At 68.3% G+C, this 14,281-nt stretch carries 13 protein-coding genes; 7 read left to right on the forward strand and 6 right to left on the reverse strand.

Features of this window, described 5'->3' with window-relative positions; translation table 11 throughout:
- Positions 1-10 precede the first annotated feature (10 nt).
- Positions 11-457 carry an Rv0361 family membrane protein gene (locus tag KV110_RS39170; RefSeq protein ID WP_218472131.1) on the reverse strand — a complete coding sequence of 149 codons (447 nt, stop codon included), beginning with the start codon at positions 455-457 and terminating at the stop codon, positions 11-13.
- Positions 458-804: 347 nt separating this feature from the next.
- On the opposite strand from KV110_RS39170, the gene KV110_RS39175 reads away from it, so the two are divergent.
- Together KV110_RS39175 and KV110_RS39180 are read left to right on the forward strand one after the other, a co-directional pair.
- The gene (locus KV110_RS39175; protein ID WP_218472132.1) at positions 805-2,193 is read left to right on the forward strand and encodes an FAD-dependent oxidoreductase; all 1,389 of its coding nucleotides are present in this window, start codon (positions 805-807) and stop codon (positions 2,191-2,193) included.
- A 67-nt stretch (positions 2,194-2,260) separates the two neighbouring features.
- Complete coding sequence (locus tag KV110_RS39180; protein WP_218472133.1) at positions 2,261-3,133, forward strand: amidohydrolase family protein; 873 nt, start codon at positions 2,261-2,263, stop codon at positions 3,131-3,133.
- A 56-nt stretch (positions 3,134-3,189) separates the two neighbouring features.
- Here KV110_RS39180 and KV110_RS39185 read toward each other — a convergent pair whose 3' ends face one another.
- The gene (locus tag KV110_RS39185) at positions 3,190-3,672 is read right to left on the reverse strand and encodes a DUF456 domain-containing protein (protein ID WP_218472134.1); all 483 of its coding nucleotides are present in this window, start codon (positions 3,670-3,672) and stop codon (positions 3,190-3,192) included.
- Positions 3,673-3,932: 260 nt separating this feature from the next.
- Here KV110_RS39185 and KV110_RS39190 point away from each other — a divergent pair, with 260 nt between their 5' ends.
- Entirely contained in the window at positions 3,933-5,030 is a 1,098-nt protein-coding gene (locus KV110_RS39190; RefSeq protein WP_218472135.1) for a CaiB/BaiF CoA transferase family protein, read from the forward strand.
- Positions 5,031-5,097: 67 nt separating this feature from the next.
- On the opposite strand, the gene KV110_RS39195 is transcribed toward KV110_RS39190, so the two are convergent.
- On the reverse strand, positions 5,098-5,925 hold the full coding sequence (locus KV110_RS39195) for an SDR family NAD(P)-dependent oxidoreductase (RefSeq protein WP_218472136.1): 828 nt from the start codon (positions 5,923-5,925) through the stop codon (positions 5,098-5,100).
- A gap of 134 nt (positions 5,926-6,059) precedes the next feature.
- Between KV110_RS39195 and KV110_RS39200 the strand changes: the two genes are divergently transcribed.
- Positions 6,060-6,650: a TetR/AcrR family transcriptional regulator gene (locus KV110_RS39200; protein WP_218472137.1), complete on the forward strand. Its 591-nt coding sequence runs from the start codon at positions 6,060-6,062 to the stop codon at positions 6,648-6,650.
- A 92-nt stretch (positions 6,651-6,742) separates the two neighbouring features.
- On the opposite strand, the gene yczR is transcribed toward KV110_RS39200, so the two are convergent.
- The gene (yczR, locus tag KV110_RS39205; protein ID WP_218472138.1) at positions 6,743-8,248 is read right to left on the reverse strand and encodes a MocR-like transcription factor YczR; all 1,506 of its coding nucleotides are present in this window, start codon (positions 8,246-8,248) and stop codon (positions 6,743-6,745) included.
- A 61-nt stretch (positions 8,249-8,309) separates the two neighbouring features.
- Here yczR and KV110_RS39210 point away from each other — a divergent pair, with 61 nt between their 5' ends.
- The 3 genes from KV110_RS39210 to KV110_RS39220 all read left to right on the forward strand — a co-directional run bounded on the left by KV110_RS39210 (position 8,310) and on the right by KV110_RS39220 (position 10,259).
- Positions 8,310-8,609: a hypothetical protein gene (locus tag KV110_RS39210; protein ID WP_218472139.1), complete on the forward strand. Its 300-nt coding sequence runs from the start codon at positions 8,310-8,312 to the stop codon at positions 8,607-8,609.
- A gap of 58 nt (positions 8,610-8,667) precedes the next feature.
- Complete coding sequence (locus KV110_RS39215; RefSeq protein ID WP_218479447.1) at positions 8,668-9,234, forward strand: methylated-DNA--[protein]-cysteine S-methyltransferase; 567 nt, start codon at positions 8,668-8,670, stop codon at positions 9,232-9,234.
- Positions 9,235-9,428: 194 nt separating this feature from the next.
- Positions 9,429-10,259: an alpha/beta fold hydrolase gene (locus KV110_RS39220; RefSeq protein ID WP_218472140.1), complete on the forward strand. Its 831-nt coding sequence runs from the start codon at positions 9,429-9,431 to the stop codon at positions 10,257-10,259.
- A 117-nt stretch (positions 10,260-10,376) separates the two neighbouring features.
- On the opposite strand, the gene KV110_RS39225 is transcribed toward KV110_RS39220, so the two are convergent.
- Together KV110_RS39225 and KV110_RS39230 are read right to left on the reverse strand one after the other, a co-directional pair.
- Positions 10,377-11,321: a hypothetical protein gene (locus KV110_RS39225; protein WP_218472141.1), complete on the reverse strand. Its 945-nt coding sequence runs from the start codon at positions 11,319-11,321 to the stop codon at positions 10,377-10,379.
- Positions 11,322-11,612: 291 nt separating this feature from the next.
- Entirely contained in the window at positions 11,613-14,216 is a 2,604-nt protein-coding gene (locus KV110_RS39230; RefSeq protein WP_218472142.1) for a helix-turn-helix transcriptional regulator, read from the reverse strand.
- Positions 14,217-14,281: the final 65 nt, after the last annotated feature.

A 14,281-nucleotide genomic window follows, 5' to 3' on the forward strand; every position in this document is an offset into this window, starting at 1 on the left:
ATGAGAATGCTCAATTACAGACCAGCCATTTGTCGCCGGACCGGGTCAGATTCCAGGTCGCGGTCGACTCGTCGCCGTCGACCTTGGTAGTGACCGTGGCCTTCGCCCGGTCGCCATCGACCATCGGATCGACGAGTTTCGTGATTTCCACGGTCTTTCCGGCGCCGGACCGACCCGCCAGCGGGGATCGTTTCGGATCGAAGCCCGGGCATCCCGTGCCTGGTGGAGGCACCATCTCAGTGCTGTTGGAGCCGTCGACGAAGTTGCGCACCGCGGCGGCGATCTTGTCCGATTCTGTGACATTTTTCTCAGCGGGCGACAGCACCCCGCCGATGGTGATCGCGACGAGCACGATCACCGCGAGCACGGCGGCCGCGACGAACGGCGCCACCGAACGCTTGTCGGTCTGATCGACCACGATGACTTCGTCTTCCGCGGGTGACTGCTGATCGCTCATACGACGATGATCCCTGGTCGGCAGGGTTATCCGGCGATCGCCCCCGCCCCGCACGGCAGTACGCGGTGAAGTGCGCTCGACAACGCGAGGATCAGCCTCGCCGGGTCGGGTAACCCGGACAGAACGGGCCGGGTGGCATCCACTCAGTTCGCGCACCGCCGAGGGCCGTCCGCGTCGTCACCGATAGAATCGCGGGACTGCGGCCTGCTGTCATAGCCGCGACTGGGGTGGCCACGAGCCGACACCCTCAGTGTCCGCATCGACAGGTGCAACCAGCCAGCGCGTAACTTAGCCTAGGCTAAGGAAGACGCCGTAATTGTTCTCGACCATAAGGGTGCGCGTAAAAGATGACCGAACAGAATGCAGCGAGCCGCCCGCTCCGCATCGCGATCGTTGGCGCCGGACCGGCCGGGATCTACGCCGCCGACGCCTTGATGAAGTCCGATGCCGAGGTGAGCATCGACCTGTTCGAGCGCATGCCCGCGCCGTTCGGGCTGATCCGCTACGGCGTCGCGCCGGACCATCCGCGCATCAAGGGCATCATCACCGCCCTGCACAAGGTCCTCGACAAGCCGCAGGTGCGCCTGCTCGGCAACATCGACTACGGCACCGACATCACCCTCGATGATCTGCGCACGTTCTACGACGCGGTCATCTTCTCCACCGGCGCCAACGCCGACCGCGCGCTTGGCATCCCTGGCATCGGCCTGGACGGCTCCTACGGCGCCGCGGACTTCGTGTCCTGGTACGACGGTCACCCGGACGTCCCGCGCACCTGGCCGCTGGACGCGGAGAAGGTCGCCGTGCTCGGCGTCGGCAACGTCGCACTCGATGTGGCGCGGGTGCTGGCCAAGACCGGTGACGAGCTGCTGCCGACCGAGATCCCGCCGAACGTCTACGCGGGCCTCAAGGCCAACAAGGCGCTCGAGGTGCACGTGTTCGGCCGCCGTGGCCCGGCACAGGCCAAGTTCACCCCACTGGAGCTGCGCGAACTGGACCACTCGCCGACCATCGAGGTCATCGTCGATCCCGAGGACATCGAATACGACGAGGGCTCCGAGGCCGCGCGCCGCCACTCCAAGCAGGTCGACATGATCGCCAACACGCTGGAGCAGTGGGCGATTCGCGACGTCGGCGACCGGCCACACAAGCTGTTCCTGCACTTCTTCGAGTCGCCCGCCGAGATCCTCGGCGAGAACGGCAAGGTGGTCGGCCTGCGCACCGAGCGCACCCAGCTCGACGGCACCGGCAACGTCAAGGGCACCGGCGTGTTCAAGGAATGGGACGTGCAGGCGGTCTACCGGGCCGTCGGCTACCTGTCGCAGAACCTGACCAACCTGCCGTTCGACGACCAGGCGGGCACCGTGCCCAACGAGGCGGGGCGCGTCATCGCCGACGAGAACGCCGACGGCGCGGACCGCTACATCCCGGCCACCTACGTCACCGGCTGGATCAAGCGCGGCCCGGTCGGCCTCATCGGCCACACCAAGGGCGACGCCAACGAGACGGTGGCCTGCCTGCTCGACGACAGCGCGAACTTCACCCCGGCCGCGCGGCCGGAGCTGGACGCCGTCACCGAGTTCCTGGAGAGCAAGGGCATTCCGTTCACCACCTGGCAGGGCTGGTACCGCCTCGACGCGCACGAGCGTTCGCTCGGCGAGCCTGAGGGCCGCGAGCGCGTCAAGGTGGTCGAGCGGGAAGACATGCTGCGGGCCAGCGAGCCGCACAAGGTCTGAGCCTGCTCGGGAAGAATCTGTTACCTCCGCGACAGCAGAATTAGTTTTCCTGAGGCATTCTGTACAGGTGTTCGATGCCCATCTCCACATCTTCGATCCGCGGTTCCCGCGGTTCGAGAACGAGGGCTACCTGCCCGACCCGTTCACCATCGCCGACTATCGAAAGCGCATGTCGCGCTTCGATGTCGGCGGCGGTGCCGTGGTCAGTGGTTCCTTTCAGGGCACCGACCAGACCTATCTGAAGGCGGCCCTCGCCGAACTCGGTGCGGGCTGGGTCGGTGTCACCAGGCTCGACCTGGACGCCACCGACGACGAGATCATCGAACTGGACCGCATCGGCGTCCGCGGCCTGCGCTTCAATCTGAAGCGGGCCGCCGCGGACATCACCGGCATGACCCTGCAGGCGCTGCGCGCGCACGAACTCGTCGGCTGGCACGTCGAGGTCTACATCGACGGCCAGATGCTGGCCTCGCTGCAGCCGGTCATCTCCAAACTTCCCGTCTTCGCCGTCGACCACCTCGGCATGTCCGAGGAGGGCCTGCCCTACCTGCTCGATCTGGTCGACCGCGGCGCGCGGGTGAAGGCAACGGGCTTCGGTCGGGTTGCGATGAACGTCGCCGACACCCTGCGCCGCATCCACGCGGTCAACCCCGAGGCCCTGATGTTCGGCACCGACCTGCCGGGCACCCGCGCGGGCCGCCCCTTCCGGGACTCCGACGTCGACCTCATCTGCGACGTCGTCGGCACCGACATGTTCGCCGTCCTCGAGGACAACGCCCGCGCCTTCTACCGCCTCCCCGCCCGGGTCCGCCCCCTCCCCGCCGACCCGGCCCCCACCCGCCCGCTGCACCACAGCGACCAGCCGACCCTCCCCATCCGCCGCGACACCCTCCCCAAACTCCAAGCGGCAGACACCATTCCGCTGCCCGTCATCGAGTAGCGCTGGTAGGCAACGCGGTTGGCGTACGCACGCTGTACCGCAGTCGAGAGCGCGGCCTAGGTGGCGATGGCGCCGATCAGCCAGACGGCGGTGGCGAGGAGGGCGCCGAAGAGTTCTATCAGGATTGACAGGCCTACGCCTTTGAGGGCGTGCAGGGTTGCCTGCCAGGCCTGTTGGGGGATGCGGAGGCGGTGGAGTTCGGCGAGGTACACGCCGAGGACGAAGCCGACGAACAGGCCTAGCACGGGGATGACGAAGAAGCCGATGATGCCGAGGACCGCGCCGAGTACGAGGGAGCGGTTGGCGACGCCCGCGTCCTTCATCTTGCGGCCGGGCCAGGTGTATTTGATGACACCGGACAGGACCAGCAGGGCGGCGCTGACGGCAAAGACGGTCCATGCGGTCGCGCCGCCGGTCAGGAAGGCCCAGACGCCGATGGCGGCGAGGATCAGGATGACGCCGGGCAGGACCGGGATGATGACGCCGAGCAGGCCGACGAGGATGACCAGGCCGATGAGAACCTCGCCCCCGACCGTCATGACCGCACCTCGCCCGCGCTCGGGTCCGTCGTGCGCGGCGCGCGCTGTCTCATGACTCCACCTCACTGCGCTGGCTCACCGGACGCTCCGCGATTGTCGCGCTGCTGGGATTGTGACGTACCGGGTTGCCCGGTGCACAGCGAAGGGTGCGAGAGGACGGTGCGAAGTTATTGTCATACTGTCAATACACCCGCCGGGCCGCTCCGGACGGGAGCGCCGGGACGCCGGTGCGCTGGATCAACGACGAACCGAGGTAGCGCGTGAGCACTCCATCCACCGCCGTCAAGGGCCCGCTCGCGGGCATCAAGGTCATCGAGCTGGCCGGCATCGGCCCAGGTCCACACGCCGCTCTGCTGCTGGCCGACCTGGGCGCCGACGTGGTCCGGGTCCAGCGCGCAGGCCAGTTGCCCGGCGGATTCGACCGCCCGCAACTGCGCGGGCGGACCATCGTCGAGGCCAATCTGAAGGACCCGGCCGACATCGAGAGGGTGCTCGGGCTGATCGAGAAGGCGGACGTGCTCATCGAGGGCTTCCGGCCTGGCGTGACCGAACGCATGGGGCTCGGCCCGGACGCCGCACTCGCCCGCAACCCACGACTGGTCTATGGCCGGATGACCGGGTGGGGCCAGGAGGGCCCGCTCGCCGATCGCGCCGGACACGACATCAACTACATCTCCATCACCGGCGTGCTGCACGCCATCGGCCGCAAGGGTGAGCGCCCGGTGCCGCCGCTGAACATGGTCGGCGACTTCGGTGGCGGCTCGATGTTCTTGGTGTTCGGCCTGCTCGCCGCGCTGGTCGAGCGGCAGAGCTCGGGTAAGGGACAGGTCGTCGATGCCGCCATGGTCGATGGCGCACTTGCCCTTTCGCACATGATCTGGGGCATGCGCGGGCACGGCGCGTGGTCCGACGAGCGCGGCGTGAACCTGCTCGACACCGGAATGTCGTTCTACGACACCTACGAAACCGCCGACGGCAAGTACATGGCGGTCGGCGCCATCGAGCCGCAGTTCTACGCGCAGCTGCTGGCGGGCCTGGAAATCGACCCCGACGGTCTGCCCTATCAGATCGATCCGGCGGGCCAGGAAACGCTGAAAAAGCTTTTCGCGGAACGCTTCCGGTCCAAGACCCGGGACGAGTGGGCGGCGATCTTCGTCGGCACCGACGCGTGCGTCTCGCCGGTTCTCACCTTCGAGGAAGCCACCAAGGACGAACACATCGCGGCCCGTGGCTCGTTGATCGAGGTCGACAACATCACCCAGCACGCGCCCGCCCCGCGCTTCTCGCGCACCCCGAACGGCATCCCCACGCCGCCACCCACGGAGGCGACGCCGATCGAATCCGTTTGGGCGAGCTGATTTCTCGGCTGTAGAGGGCCCCGGGTCGACACCCGGGGCCTTTGCATATCAACGCGTCGGAGTCGAATCAGGCGGCGACCGAAGCGGGCTCCGCGCTGATCGGACGGCCGCCGTCGGCCACGCCGCGAGTAACCAGCTTGGCGATCCGGGCGACCAGGGTTCGTGGGCGCCGCGGCATCAAGTGTGCGGCAGCGAAGTTCGCCGCGCCAGGAACGACGTAGCCCTTGTTGCGTTCCAGTGCGCGCAGCGAGGTCCGGACCACCTGGGCGGCGGTTCCCATGCGGCCGAGGGCCGCGTCGCGGGTACCGACGGTTTCGAAGAACGGAGTCTCCGTCGGGCCGGGGCAGACCGCGAGGACTTTGATGCCGCGGCCATGATATTCGCTCCACAGCGCCAGGCTGAAGTTCAGCACGAATGCCTTTCCGGAGGCGTACGTCGCGAAATACGGGGCGGGCTGCAAACCGGCGGTCGACGCGACGTTGATGATTTCGCCGCCGCCGCGCTCGAGCATGCCCGGCAGCAGTCGACGGGTAAGCCCCGCCAGCGCAACGACATTGATCATCAGTTGCGCCTGCTCGCGATCGGCGTCGAGGTCTTCGAAACGGCCCGCGCTGCCGAAGCCCGCGTTGTTGATCAGCACGTCGATCGAAAGTTGCCGTGCGGCAAGCTCGTTCACCACCCGGGCGGCGGCGTCGGGCACGGTGAGGTCTTGGCCGATCACCTCGACACGGATGCCGTGCCGCTGGCGCAGTTGTGCGGCAAGGGCTTCCAGCCGCGACAGCGATCGGGCGACCAGCACGAGGTCGTCGCCGCGGGCGGCCAAGGCGGCAGCGTACTCCGCGCCGATACCCGACGATGCGCCGGTGATGAGAGCGGTTTTTCCTGAGCTTGTCATGTCTGACTCCTCACGTTGATTGCAACATGAGAGTAGCTGAATTTCTACTAACTGCAACTCCAATGTTGCAGTTAGTAGAGAAACGGCAGCTCACATGTACTATGTCGAGGAGATCTCAGCGAAGAGGAGCCCCGATGCCGTCCACCTCGGCCCGACCATTGCGCGCCGACGCCGAACGCACCGTCCGCGTCATCCTGGATGCGGCGGAGCGAGTGTTGAGCGAGAACCCCAACGCGACACTGGAACAGATCGCCGAGGCCGCCGGAGTCGCCAGGACCACCGTGCACCGTCGCTTCGCCAACCGCGACGACCTGGTGCGCACCATGGCCGTCGCCGCGTGGCGACGGATCGAGGCGGCGGTGGATGCCGCGCGGCCGCAGACGGCACCGCCACTGGTCGCGCTGCATCAGGCCACCGCGAATGTCATCGAGATCAAGTACGGGGCGTCGTACGCACTCGACCGCGTCGACAGCACCGACTCCGAGGTCGCCGCCCTACAGACGGCCGTCTTCGCGAAATGCGATGCGGTGCTGGCCAGGGCGCGCGCGGACGGCCTGATCGCCGCCGATGCCGACCCGGTCTGGGTGCGCCGGGTCTACCTCGCGCTGATCGCCGAGACCGTGCACGGGAACACGGAACTGGACCGGTCCACCGACCCGGATACCCTGGCGGGGCGGGTCATCGACACCCTCCTCGGTGGCGTGGGCACCGGCCGACGCCAGTAGGCAGCACTGTCCCTCGGCCTGCTCGGCAGCTGCCAACCGAAAGTCCTTGGGATGCCTTAGCATTCGCGCAGGGCCGAATCAGTAGCGCTGAATCAGTAGCAGGTGAGCGGCTGCAGCGGATCGGCGGCGCGCGGTGTCAGCGCGTCATAGGCCGCGGCAATCGCCTTGACCGCCAACCGGAGTTCGGGTTCCTGGTGCGTGAAAGGCAGGCGGATAAAGCGTTCGAAGGCGCCCTGGACCCCGAATCGCGGCCCGGCAGCGAGCAATACGCCATGGTTGGGCGCGGTGGCGGCCAGCGCGGTGGACACGGGGGCGGGCAGCTGCGCCCAGACGGACATGCCGCCCGCGCCGTAATTGAGGCGCCAGTCCGGAAGTTCTTCGGCGACAGCGTCGATCAGCGCGGCGCGCTGGGCACGCAGTTGATCGCGACGGCGGTCGAGGATGGTGCCCGCGTTAGCCAGCAGGTGGACGGTGGCCAGCTGGTCCATCACCGGGGTGCCGAGGTCGACCGTGGAGCGGATGCCGAGCAGTTTGGTGATCAGCGGCTGATTGGTGCGGATCCAGCCGACCCGCAGGCCGCCCCAGAACGACTTCGAAGCCGAACCGATGGTGACGATCTCGTTGCCCTTGGCGAAGGCGGCGACCGGCGGCTGCTGGGCCTGGCCGGCCAGGCGTAGATCGGCCATCGACTCGTCGATCACCACGGTCATCCTGGTTTCCCTGGCGATGGCGGCCAGTTCCGCGCGCCCCTCCGCGTCGAGCAGCAGGCCGGTCGGGTTGTTGAAGTCCGGCACCAGGTAGGCCAGGCTCGCCGCGGTCTGCCTTGCGGCACTGCGGATTCCGTCCAGATCCCAGCCCTGCTCCGGCAACTCGGGGCGCAGCGGCACCGGCACCGGCCTGGCGCCGACGTCCCGGATCGCCTCGATGGCGTTCGGGTAGGTGGGATGGTCGATGAGCACCCGGGCGGCGGGCGCGGTGAGGACATTGAGCAGCAAACGCAGGCCGTGCTGGGCGCCGAGGGTGACCAGGATCTGATCCGGCTCGGTGGGCAGACCGCGCTCGGTGAAGCGACGGGCGATCGCCTCACGCAGCGCGAGCACGCCGACCGGGTCCATGCCGTGGGTGCCGAGGTAGGCCGGAAGACCCTCCAGCGCAACCGAATACGCCTCCTGCATTTCCATCGGCGCGGCCATCGCGGCATAGGTCATGTCGATGGTCGGCAGCTCGGAAGCCGCCATCATCGCCAGGATGCTCCTGGCCGGTTTGCTGCCGTCGTGCTGCACGTCGCGCGGCAGGGCCACGGTGCTGCGCGAGCCCTGGCGGCTGATCAGGTAGCCGTTCTCGCGGAGCAGGGAGTAGGTGGAGGTGATCGTCGTGCGACTGACCCCGAGGGTGGCCGCGAGATCGCGTTCGCTGGGCAGCGCGACACCGAGCGGTGCCCGTCCGTCATGGATCAGCAGCCGAATGCCCTCGGCCAGCGCGAGATACGCCGGGCGCGCGGGACGCCGAGACGATTCGATCTCGCCGTCGTCGTTCACATTCCGCCACCGGCCCAGGTCACGAGCCAGGGTGCCCGCTCCGATAACTCGCGTCGCCATAAGGTCCAGTATTGAGGGAGTGGATATTTAAAGCAAGACCAGTCGCGCGCACGCTAGCAAGATGAGCACATTCGTCAGCGTGATCATCGTGGTCGTCTTCGGCTACCTGATCTATCGCTATATACCGAAAGGCGCCGAACGGGCCTTCCGCCTGGAACGGTTCCACCCGCGTTCGCCGATGTCCGACTGGCCCTCATCGTATTACGATGAGCAGCGGCGCTATGCGGATCTGACCGCGATCTACGGGCGCAGGGATGCGCCGGATGCGCCGCTGTCGAGCATGTGGGAAGCCGACGACACCGAGTCGAAGGCCGCCCCGGCACGGCCGACGATGACGCCGATCCACCGTAAGGCCAGTTGAGCAAAACTGGACTGACATGTCTGGATTTGTCGGCCCGTCGGTGCACACTGACACCATGATCGACCCCAGTTGCCTGCCCGCCGAGGCAACACTCTTCGACACCACGATCGGCATCTGCGCGATCGCGTGGAGCGGTGCGACCGTGATCCGGTTCCAGCTCCCCGAGGCAAGCCCGGCCGCAACCCGTGCGCGCATCACGCGCCGCCGCGCCGGCCTGCCGGACGACGAGGTCCGCGAAGAGACCCCCACCGGCGTGATCGCCGAGGCCATCACCGGCATTCGCGCCCACCTGGCCGGCGAACTCGACGACCTGCGCTGGATCCCCCTGGACACCAGCGGGATTCCGGAATTCCACCGCGCCGTCTACGACGTGACCCGCGCCATCGCTCCCGGACGCACCCTTACCTACGGCCAGGTGGCCGATCGCATCGGCGCGCCGGGTGCAGCGCAGGCGGTCGGACAAGCCTTGGGCCGCAATCCGATTCCCCTCATCATCCCGTGCCACCGGGTGCTCGCCGCCGACAATGCCCTGACCGGTTTCTCCGCTCCCGGCGGCGTCACCACCAAGCAGCGGCTGCTGGAGATCGAACGCACCCCGGGGTTCGGTGAACCAACCCTGTTCTGAGCGAGCCGACTTCCGTACATAACGTTCACGGGCCTGCCCGCCGCCGGAACGGCATAGTGAGCAGCATCACAGACTTCGCGGGGTTCGGGTCGGTCGCCACAGCCGTCGATGAATCCATTCACCCAGCACCGTCTGAATAGGCACCGGCACCAACGCGAGCGTTGGCCGACACCCTCTTCGAAAGTGAGACAGTTGTGGAGACCGTGACCTCCGCCGACGGAACCGTGATCGCGTACGACCACTACGAGGGCCACGCCGGAACAGTGATCCTGATCGGTGGCGCCTTCGGCTACCGGAAATTCGGCAAGATGGTCGAGCTGGCCGAGGCGCTCAACGAGCAGTACGGCCTCACTGTCCTCAACTACGACCGGCGCGGCCGCGGCGACAGCGGGGACTCGACCGGCTATGACGTCGAACGCGAGATCGACGACATCGCCGCGCTGGTCGAGGCGGCGGGCGGGTCGGCGACGCTGTTCGGCTGGTCCTCCGGTGCGGCACTGGCGCTGCGGGCGGCCGGTTCCGGCCGGATCCTTGGAGTCACCAAGGTCGTCGCCTTCGAGCCGCCGTTCGTGGTGGACCAGGACGGCTTCGTCCCGGCCGCCGATCTGGCGACGACGCTGCACGAACTGGTCGCCGCCGATCGCCGGGCCGAAACCGTGCGCTTCTACATGACCAAGGCGATGGGCGTCCCCCGCGCGCTGGTCACCGTCATGCGCTTCACGCCGTTCTGGAAGCACCTGTTGGCGACCGCGAACTCGACCCCGCACGACTGGGCCGTCATGCACGAGTTCATGCGCGGCGAACCACTCCGCCCCGAAGACTGGGTAGGCGTCAAAGCCCAAACGCTGGTGATCGCGGGCGCCAAGAGCGACGCGTTACTCCGCAAGGGCGCCAGAGCGATCGCCGCTGTCCTCCCCGACGCCGAGTTCCAGGAAATCCCGAAGCTCAGCCACAATCCGAATGTCGATCTTCTCGCTCCGGCGGCAGGCGAATTCCTCACCGGCACAACGGAAAACATCAATTAATCGGTACCGTCGGCGAGCTGGCCCCGCGACACTCGCCACCGCGCCGACGTCATTCCGACGGCCGCCGATCTGGATTCCGCACAACGACATCCGTTACGCGAGGACCAACGACGGAAGTTATGCCGTGGCGCCGAAGCCCGCGCCCGCGCTGCCACCGAGAATGCCACCGGCGACGCCACCGACCGCCGCGGCGGGGAGACCGAGGACCGCGGCACCCGCCGCGGCACCCACGCCCGCACCGATGGCGGCACCCGCGCCGGTGCTTGCGGCGGCGATCGGCCAGGCCGCGACGAAGGCGGCGCCCACCGCGGGAAGAGCGCCCGCGCCCGCGGTCGGAATTCCCGCGGCGGCAGCCGCGATCGCACCTGCGGCGGCGGTACCCCCGACGCCGACCGCGAAGCCGATGCCCGCGCCCACACCGGCACCGATGGCGGCGCCACCGAGCCCACCGACCACGGCGGCCGGGATGCCCGCAATCGCGGCACCGGCGAGTGCGCCGCCGACCGCGCCTGCCGCCGTCGCCGCGGCGATCTTGTCGGAGCGGCTGGGGTTGATGCCGATGGAGCGGCCGCCGGTGGCGATGGCGGCTTCGACGTCGGCGGCGGTGCCGTTGACGCCGTCGAGGAGGTCGTCGGGGACCTCGTCCGGGGCGGGCGCGGTGAAGTCACCGATGCGGAGGGTGCGCGGGGGCGGCGCGATCGGCGCGACGGGCTCGACCGGCTGCGGGGCATGCAATTGCTGGGGTTGGATCGGGGGCGCCGGTTCCGGCGCGGGCACCGGGCGGGCGTAGTTGAGGCTCTGCGAGTCGGCGGGGTCGGCCGGGACAGGCTTCGGACCGAGGGCACCCTGCTGGTTCGGGCTGGTGACGCCGGGCTGACTGGGCGAACGCTCCGGAGCGGTCGGCGCGCTCGGGGTGGTCACGCCCGGCTGCGAGGGGGTGCCGGGATCGGCGACCGCCACGCCCGCGCAGGCGACCGCGATGGCCAGCGGGAGGGCGCCGACGATCGGGCGCATGGTGCGCCGGGTCGCCGGATTGTTCACTTCTCGATACCGACGAGCCACGTCGAAGCACCACCATCAGGTTGGGTCAGCCAGCACGTCCCCGCGTACTGCGCGCTCGCACCCTATCCGTAGCTGATCGGATGCTGTCAAGTCGGGAGCGGGCTTCGCCATAGTCAACAGCCAGCAGCAGTAGCTCACGATTTGTCCGAATTACAGCGGATACTTTCGTACTCTGCTCGGAATACTGGCAACTCATTCATTAGCTGAAAAGTGACTATCCAGTCGGTCGAGGCCGTGATCAGGGCGCGGGAGCGGGTCACACGCACTCGGTGCGCCGGTACCCGGTTCGGTTCAGCTCGAGGATGATTCGCCGCGCATGAGCGCGCCGAGCGACTCGCGATCGGTGACATCCATCTTGATGCAGGCCCGATAGAGATGCCCCTCGACGGTCCGGACCGAAACAGTGAGGCGGTCGGCGATCTGCCGGTTGGACAGCCCCGCCGCAACGAGATTGGCGATTTCCCGTTCGCGGGCGGTCAACGGCAGCGGTTGCGCGGCCTGCCGCAGCGCGGGCGTGCTCGCCCCGCCGCACGCCGCGGCGAGCCGATTGGCGGAGGCGGCCGATTCCAGCAGGCGGCGGCGGTCACCCGCGCGCTCGTGCGCGGAAGCCGCTTGAGCGGCCGCGTCGGCTGCCGACAGCAGGGCGCCGATCCGCTCGAATTCGGTTGCGGCGGCGTCCAATCCGGGCCCGTCGTGGGCGGCCAGGGCGACCGCGTGCCTGGCTTGGACCTGGACGAGCCTGCCGTCCACCCGAGCCGCGAGGTCGGCGAGCCTGCCCGCCGCGGAATGGTCGCCGAACCGGGCAGCGGCGTGCAGCGCCATCGCCTCGATCGCATGCTGATTCGACCGGGCGGCCGCGTCGGCCGCGCTCATCGCGAGGCGAATGGCCGGGGTGACCGTGCCTTCCGCGGCCGCGTGCCAAGCGCGGGCGATTTCGAGCTGGGGTTCGTAGACGGCGCTGTGCCTGCCGCCACGCGCGGTCGCCTCACCGATCGACTCGGCCGCTTCGGTGGGCCGCCCCAGCGCCGAATATGCCTCGGCCAGCCGGATTCTCGCCGGGAACATCCAAGCGGCCGCGCCCTCGGCGGCCAGCGCGGCCAGTGCCTGCTCCAGGTTCTCGATGGCGTCCGGGAAATGCCCCTGCGCCACATCGACGGTGCCCTGCAAGATCTTCGACATGCCCCAGGCCAGGTACTGGCCGGGTGCGGAGTATCCGAAATAGGCTGCGGCACAACGCCGGGCCTCTTCGAGATCACCGGTCAGGGCCAGCGCGAGCACCTCGGCGTGCGTCGACATGAAACGGTTGAGTCCGTCGATCTCGCTTTCCACCTCATGCCCACGCGCCGCGTACTCCAGGGCGGCATTCCCCCGCCCCATCAGCGTCAAGGCGAGTCCGCCGCCGAAGGAGGCCCACCAGATCGCCCACGGCGGTGCGCCTTTCACCGCCATCGCCTTCTCCGCCTCGGTGATCGCGGCGTCGATCCGATTCTCGTTGACCGCGGTCGCGGAGGCGAGCCCGTCCAGGATGGCCACGATCTTGGGATGCTCGACTTTGCTCCGGACCAGCGTCAGCACCTCGTCGGCATGATCGGCATCGCCCATGGCCCACAACAGGTTCGCCACCCGAGTGCTGCCCCAGCGGGCCAGTTGCACCTCGGTGAGCTGATCGGGGTCGAAGGTGGCCAGCGTTCGTTCGGCCTCGATCCGATGGCCCTGCCACAGCAGCGCCCTGGCCAGCAGGTCGGCGGCTTCCAGGCCACCGCGTCGTTCCACCGCTGCCCTGGCGAAGCGCTCACCCAGCGGCAGATTCGCCAGCCCGATGGCGTCCGCTGCGGCCGCCTCGAACAACTCGAGGTCGGCGGATTTGTCACTGTCCAAAGCCAATTCGGCCAGTCGGATCCGGTCGGCGGCGGAGTTGATCGGCCGCTCCTTGAGCGAGGAGTACAACCGGCCGCGCAACCGCCGGGCCGAGGCGATGCCGAGCCTGCGCCGGATCACCTCACCGAACAGCGGATGGTTGTACCGCACGATCAGCTGGTGCGAATTCTCGACAACGCGGATCACGCCACGGGTTTCGGCGGACTCCACCGCCTCCTCGCCGGCCAATTCGCACAGCACGTCGAGGTCGATCGGCTCGCAGAAGGTGAGCAACTCCAGCACGTGCAGCACGTCCTGGGGCAACTGCTCGACCCGATCTTCCAGCAGCGCGGCGAGTTCCGAGGTCACCGCGGCCCGCCCGCGCAGCTGCCAGACGCCGTTCACCTGACGCAGCGAGCCCGCCTCCAGCGCTCCCTCGACCAAATGCCGTAGGAACAGCGCGTTTCCGCCGGAGGACTCCCACATCAGATTGGCGGTGAAGCCCTCGAGCTGGCCGCCGAGCATCGACTCGACAAGGTCGACGCTCTGCCGCTGAGTGAACGGGTTCAGGTCGATCCGCAGCAGGTGGCCGTCTTTCCACAGCGAGGTCACCGCGTCGGGCACCTGTACCCCGCTGCGCACGGTGGCCACGATGTGCGCCGCCTTGTCGATGGCCAGCTGCAACAGCAGTGTCGCCGACAGCTGGTCCAGCAGGTGCGCGTCGTCGACACCGATGATGGTGTGCCCGTCCGCGAGCAGCGCCTCGCGCGCCGCGGACATGAACGTCACCGGATCGTGCGCCGTATAGACCCCGACCATGTGCGCGAAGACCCCGAGCGGGATGCTGCGCGCCGACTCGGTGCCCGCGACCCAGCGAATATTGCCGCCCACGGCGGCCGTAGCCTGTCTGGCCAGCGTTGTTTTACCGACACCGGCATCGCCGGTGAGGACCGCGCCGACATGTTCCGTGCCGGTGAGGGCCGCGCGGATCGCCTCGAACTCGGTCACGCGCTCGATCATCGGCCAGTTCCGAGCCATAACTATTACTCTAGTTCTTCACCGATCATGATCGAAGCGATCCGCGTACACCGTTCCTGGCGCGC

Source organism: Nocardia iowensis (genome assembly GCF_019222765.1).
GTDB lineage: Bacteria > Actinomycetota > Actinomycetes > Mycobacteriales > Mycobacteriaceae > Nocardia > Nocardia iowensis.

Bases quoted from the DNA above. Each gene is read 5' to 3' on its own strand.
- KV110_RS39185 (WP_218472134.1), bottom strand. From the start codon at position 3,672: ATGACGGTCGGGGGCGAGGTTCTCATCGGCCTGGTCATCCTCGTCGGC.
- KV110_RS39195 (WP_218472136.1), bottom strand. From the start codon at position 5,925: ATGACAAGCTCAGGAAAAACCGCTCTCATCACCGGCGCATCGTCGGGT.
- KV110_RS39210 (WP_218472139.1), top strand. From the start codon at position 8,310: ATGAGCACATTCGTCAGCGTGATCATCGTGGTCGTCTTCGGCTACCTG.
- yczR (WP_218472138.1), bottom strand. From the start codon at position 8,248: ATGGCGACGCGAGTTATCGGAGCGGGCACCCTGGCTCGTGACCTGGGC.
- KV110_RS39175 (WP_218472132.1), top strand. From the start codon at position 805: ATGACCGAACAGAATGCAGCGAGCCGCCCGCTCCGCATCGCGATCGTT.
- KV110_RS39170 (WP_218472131.1), bottom strand. From the start codon at position 457: ATGAGCGATCAGCAGTCACCCGCGGAAGACGAAGTCATCGTGGTCGAT.
- KV110_RS39230 (WP_218472142.1), bottom strand. From the start codon at position 14,216: ATGGCTCGGAACTGGCCGATGATCGAGCGCGTGACCGAGTTCGAGGCG.
- KV110_RS39200 (WP_218472137.1), top strand. From the start codon at position 6,060: ATGCCGTCCACCTCGGCCCGACCATTGCGCGCCGACGCCGAACGCACC.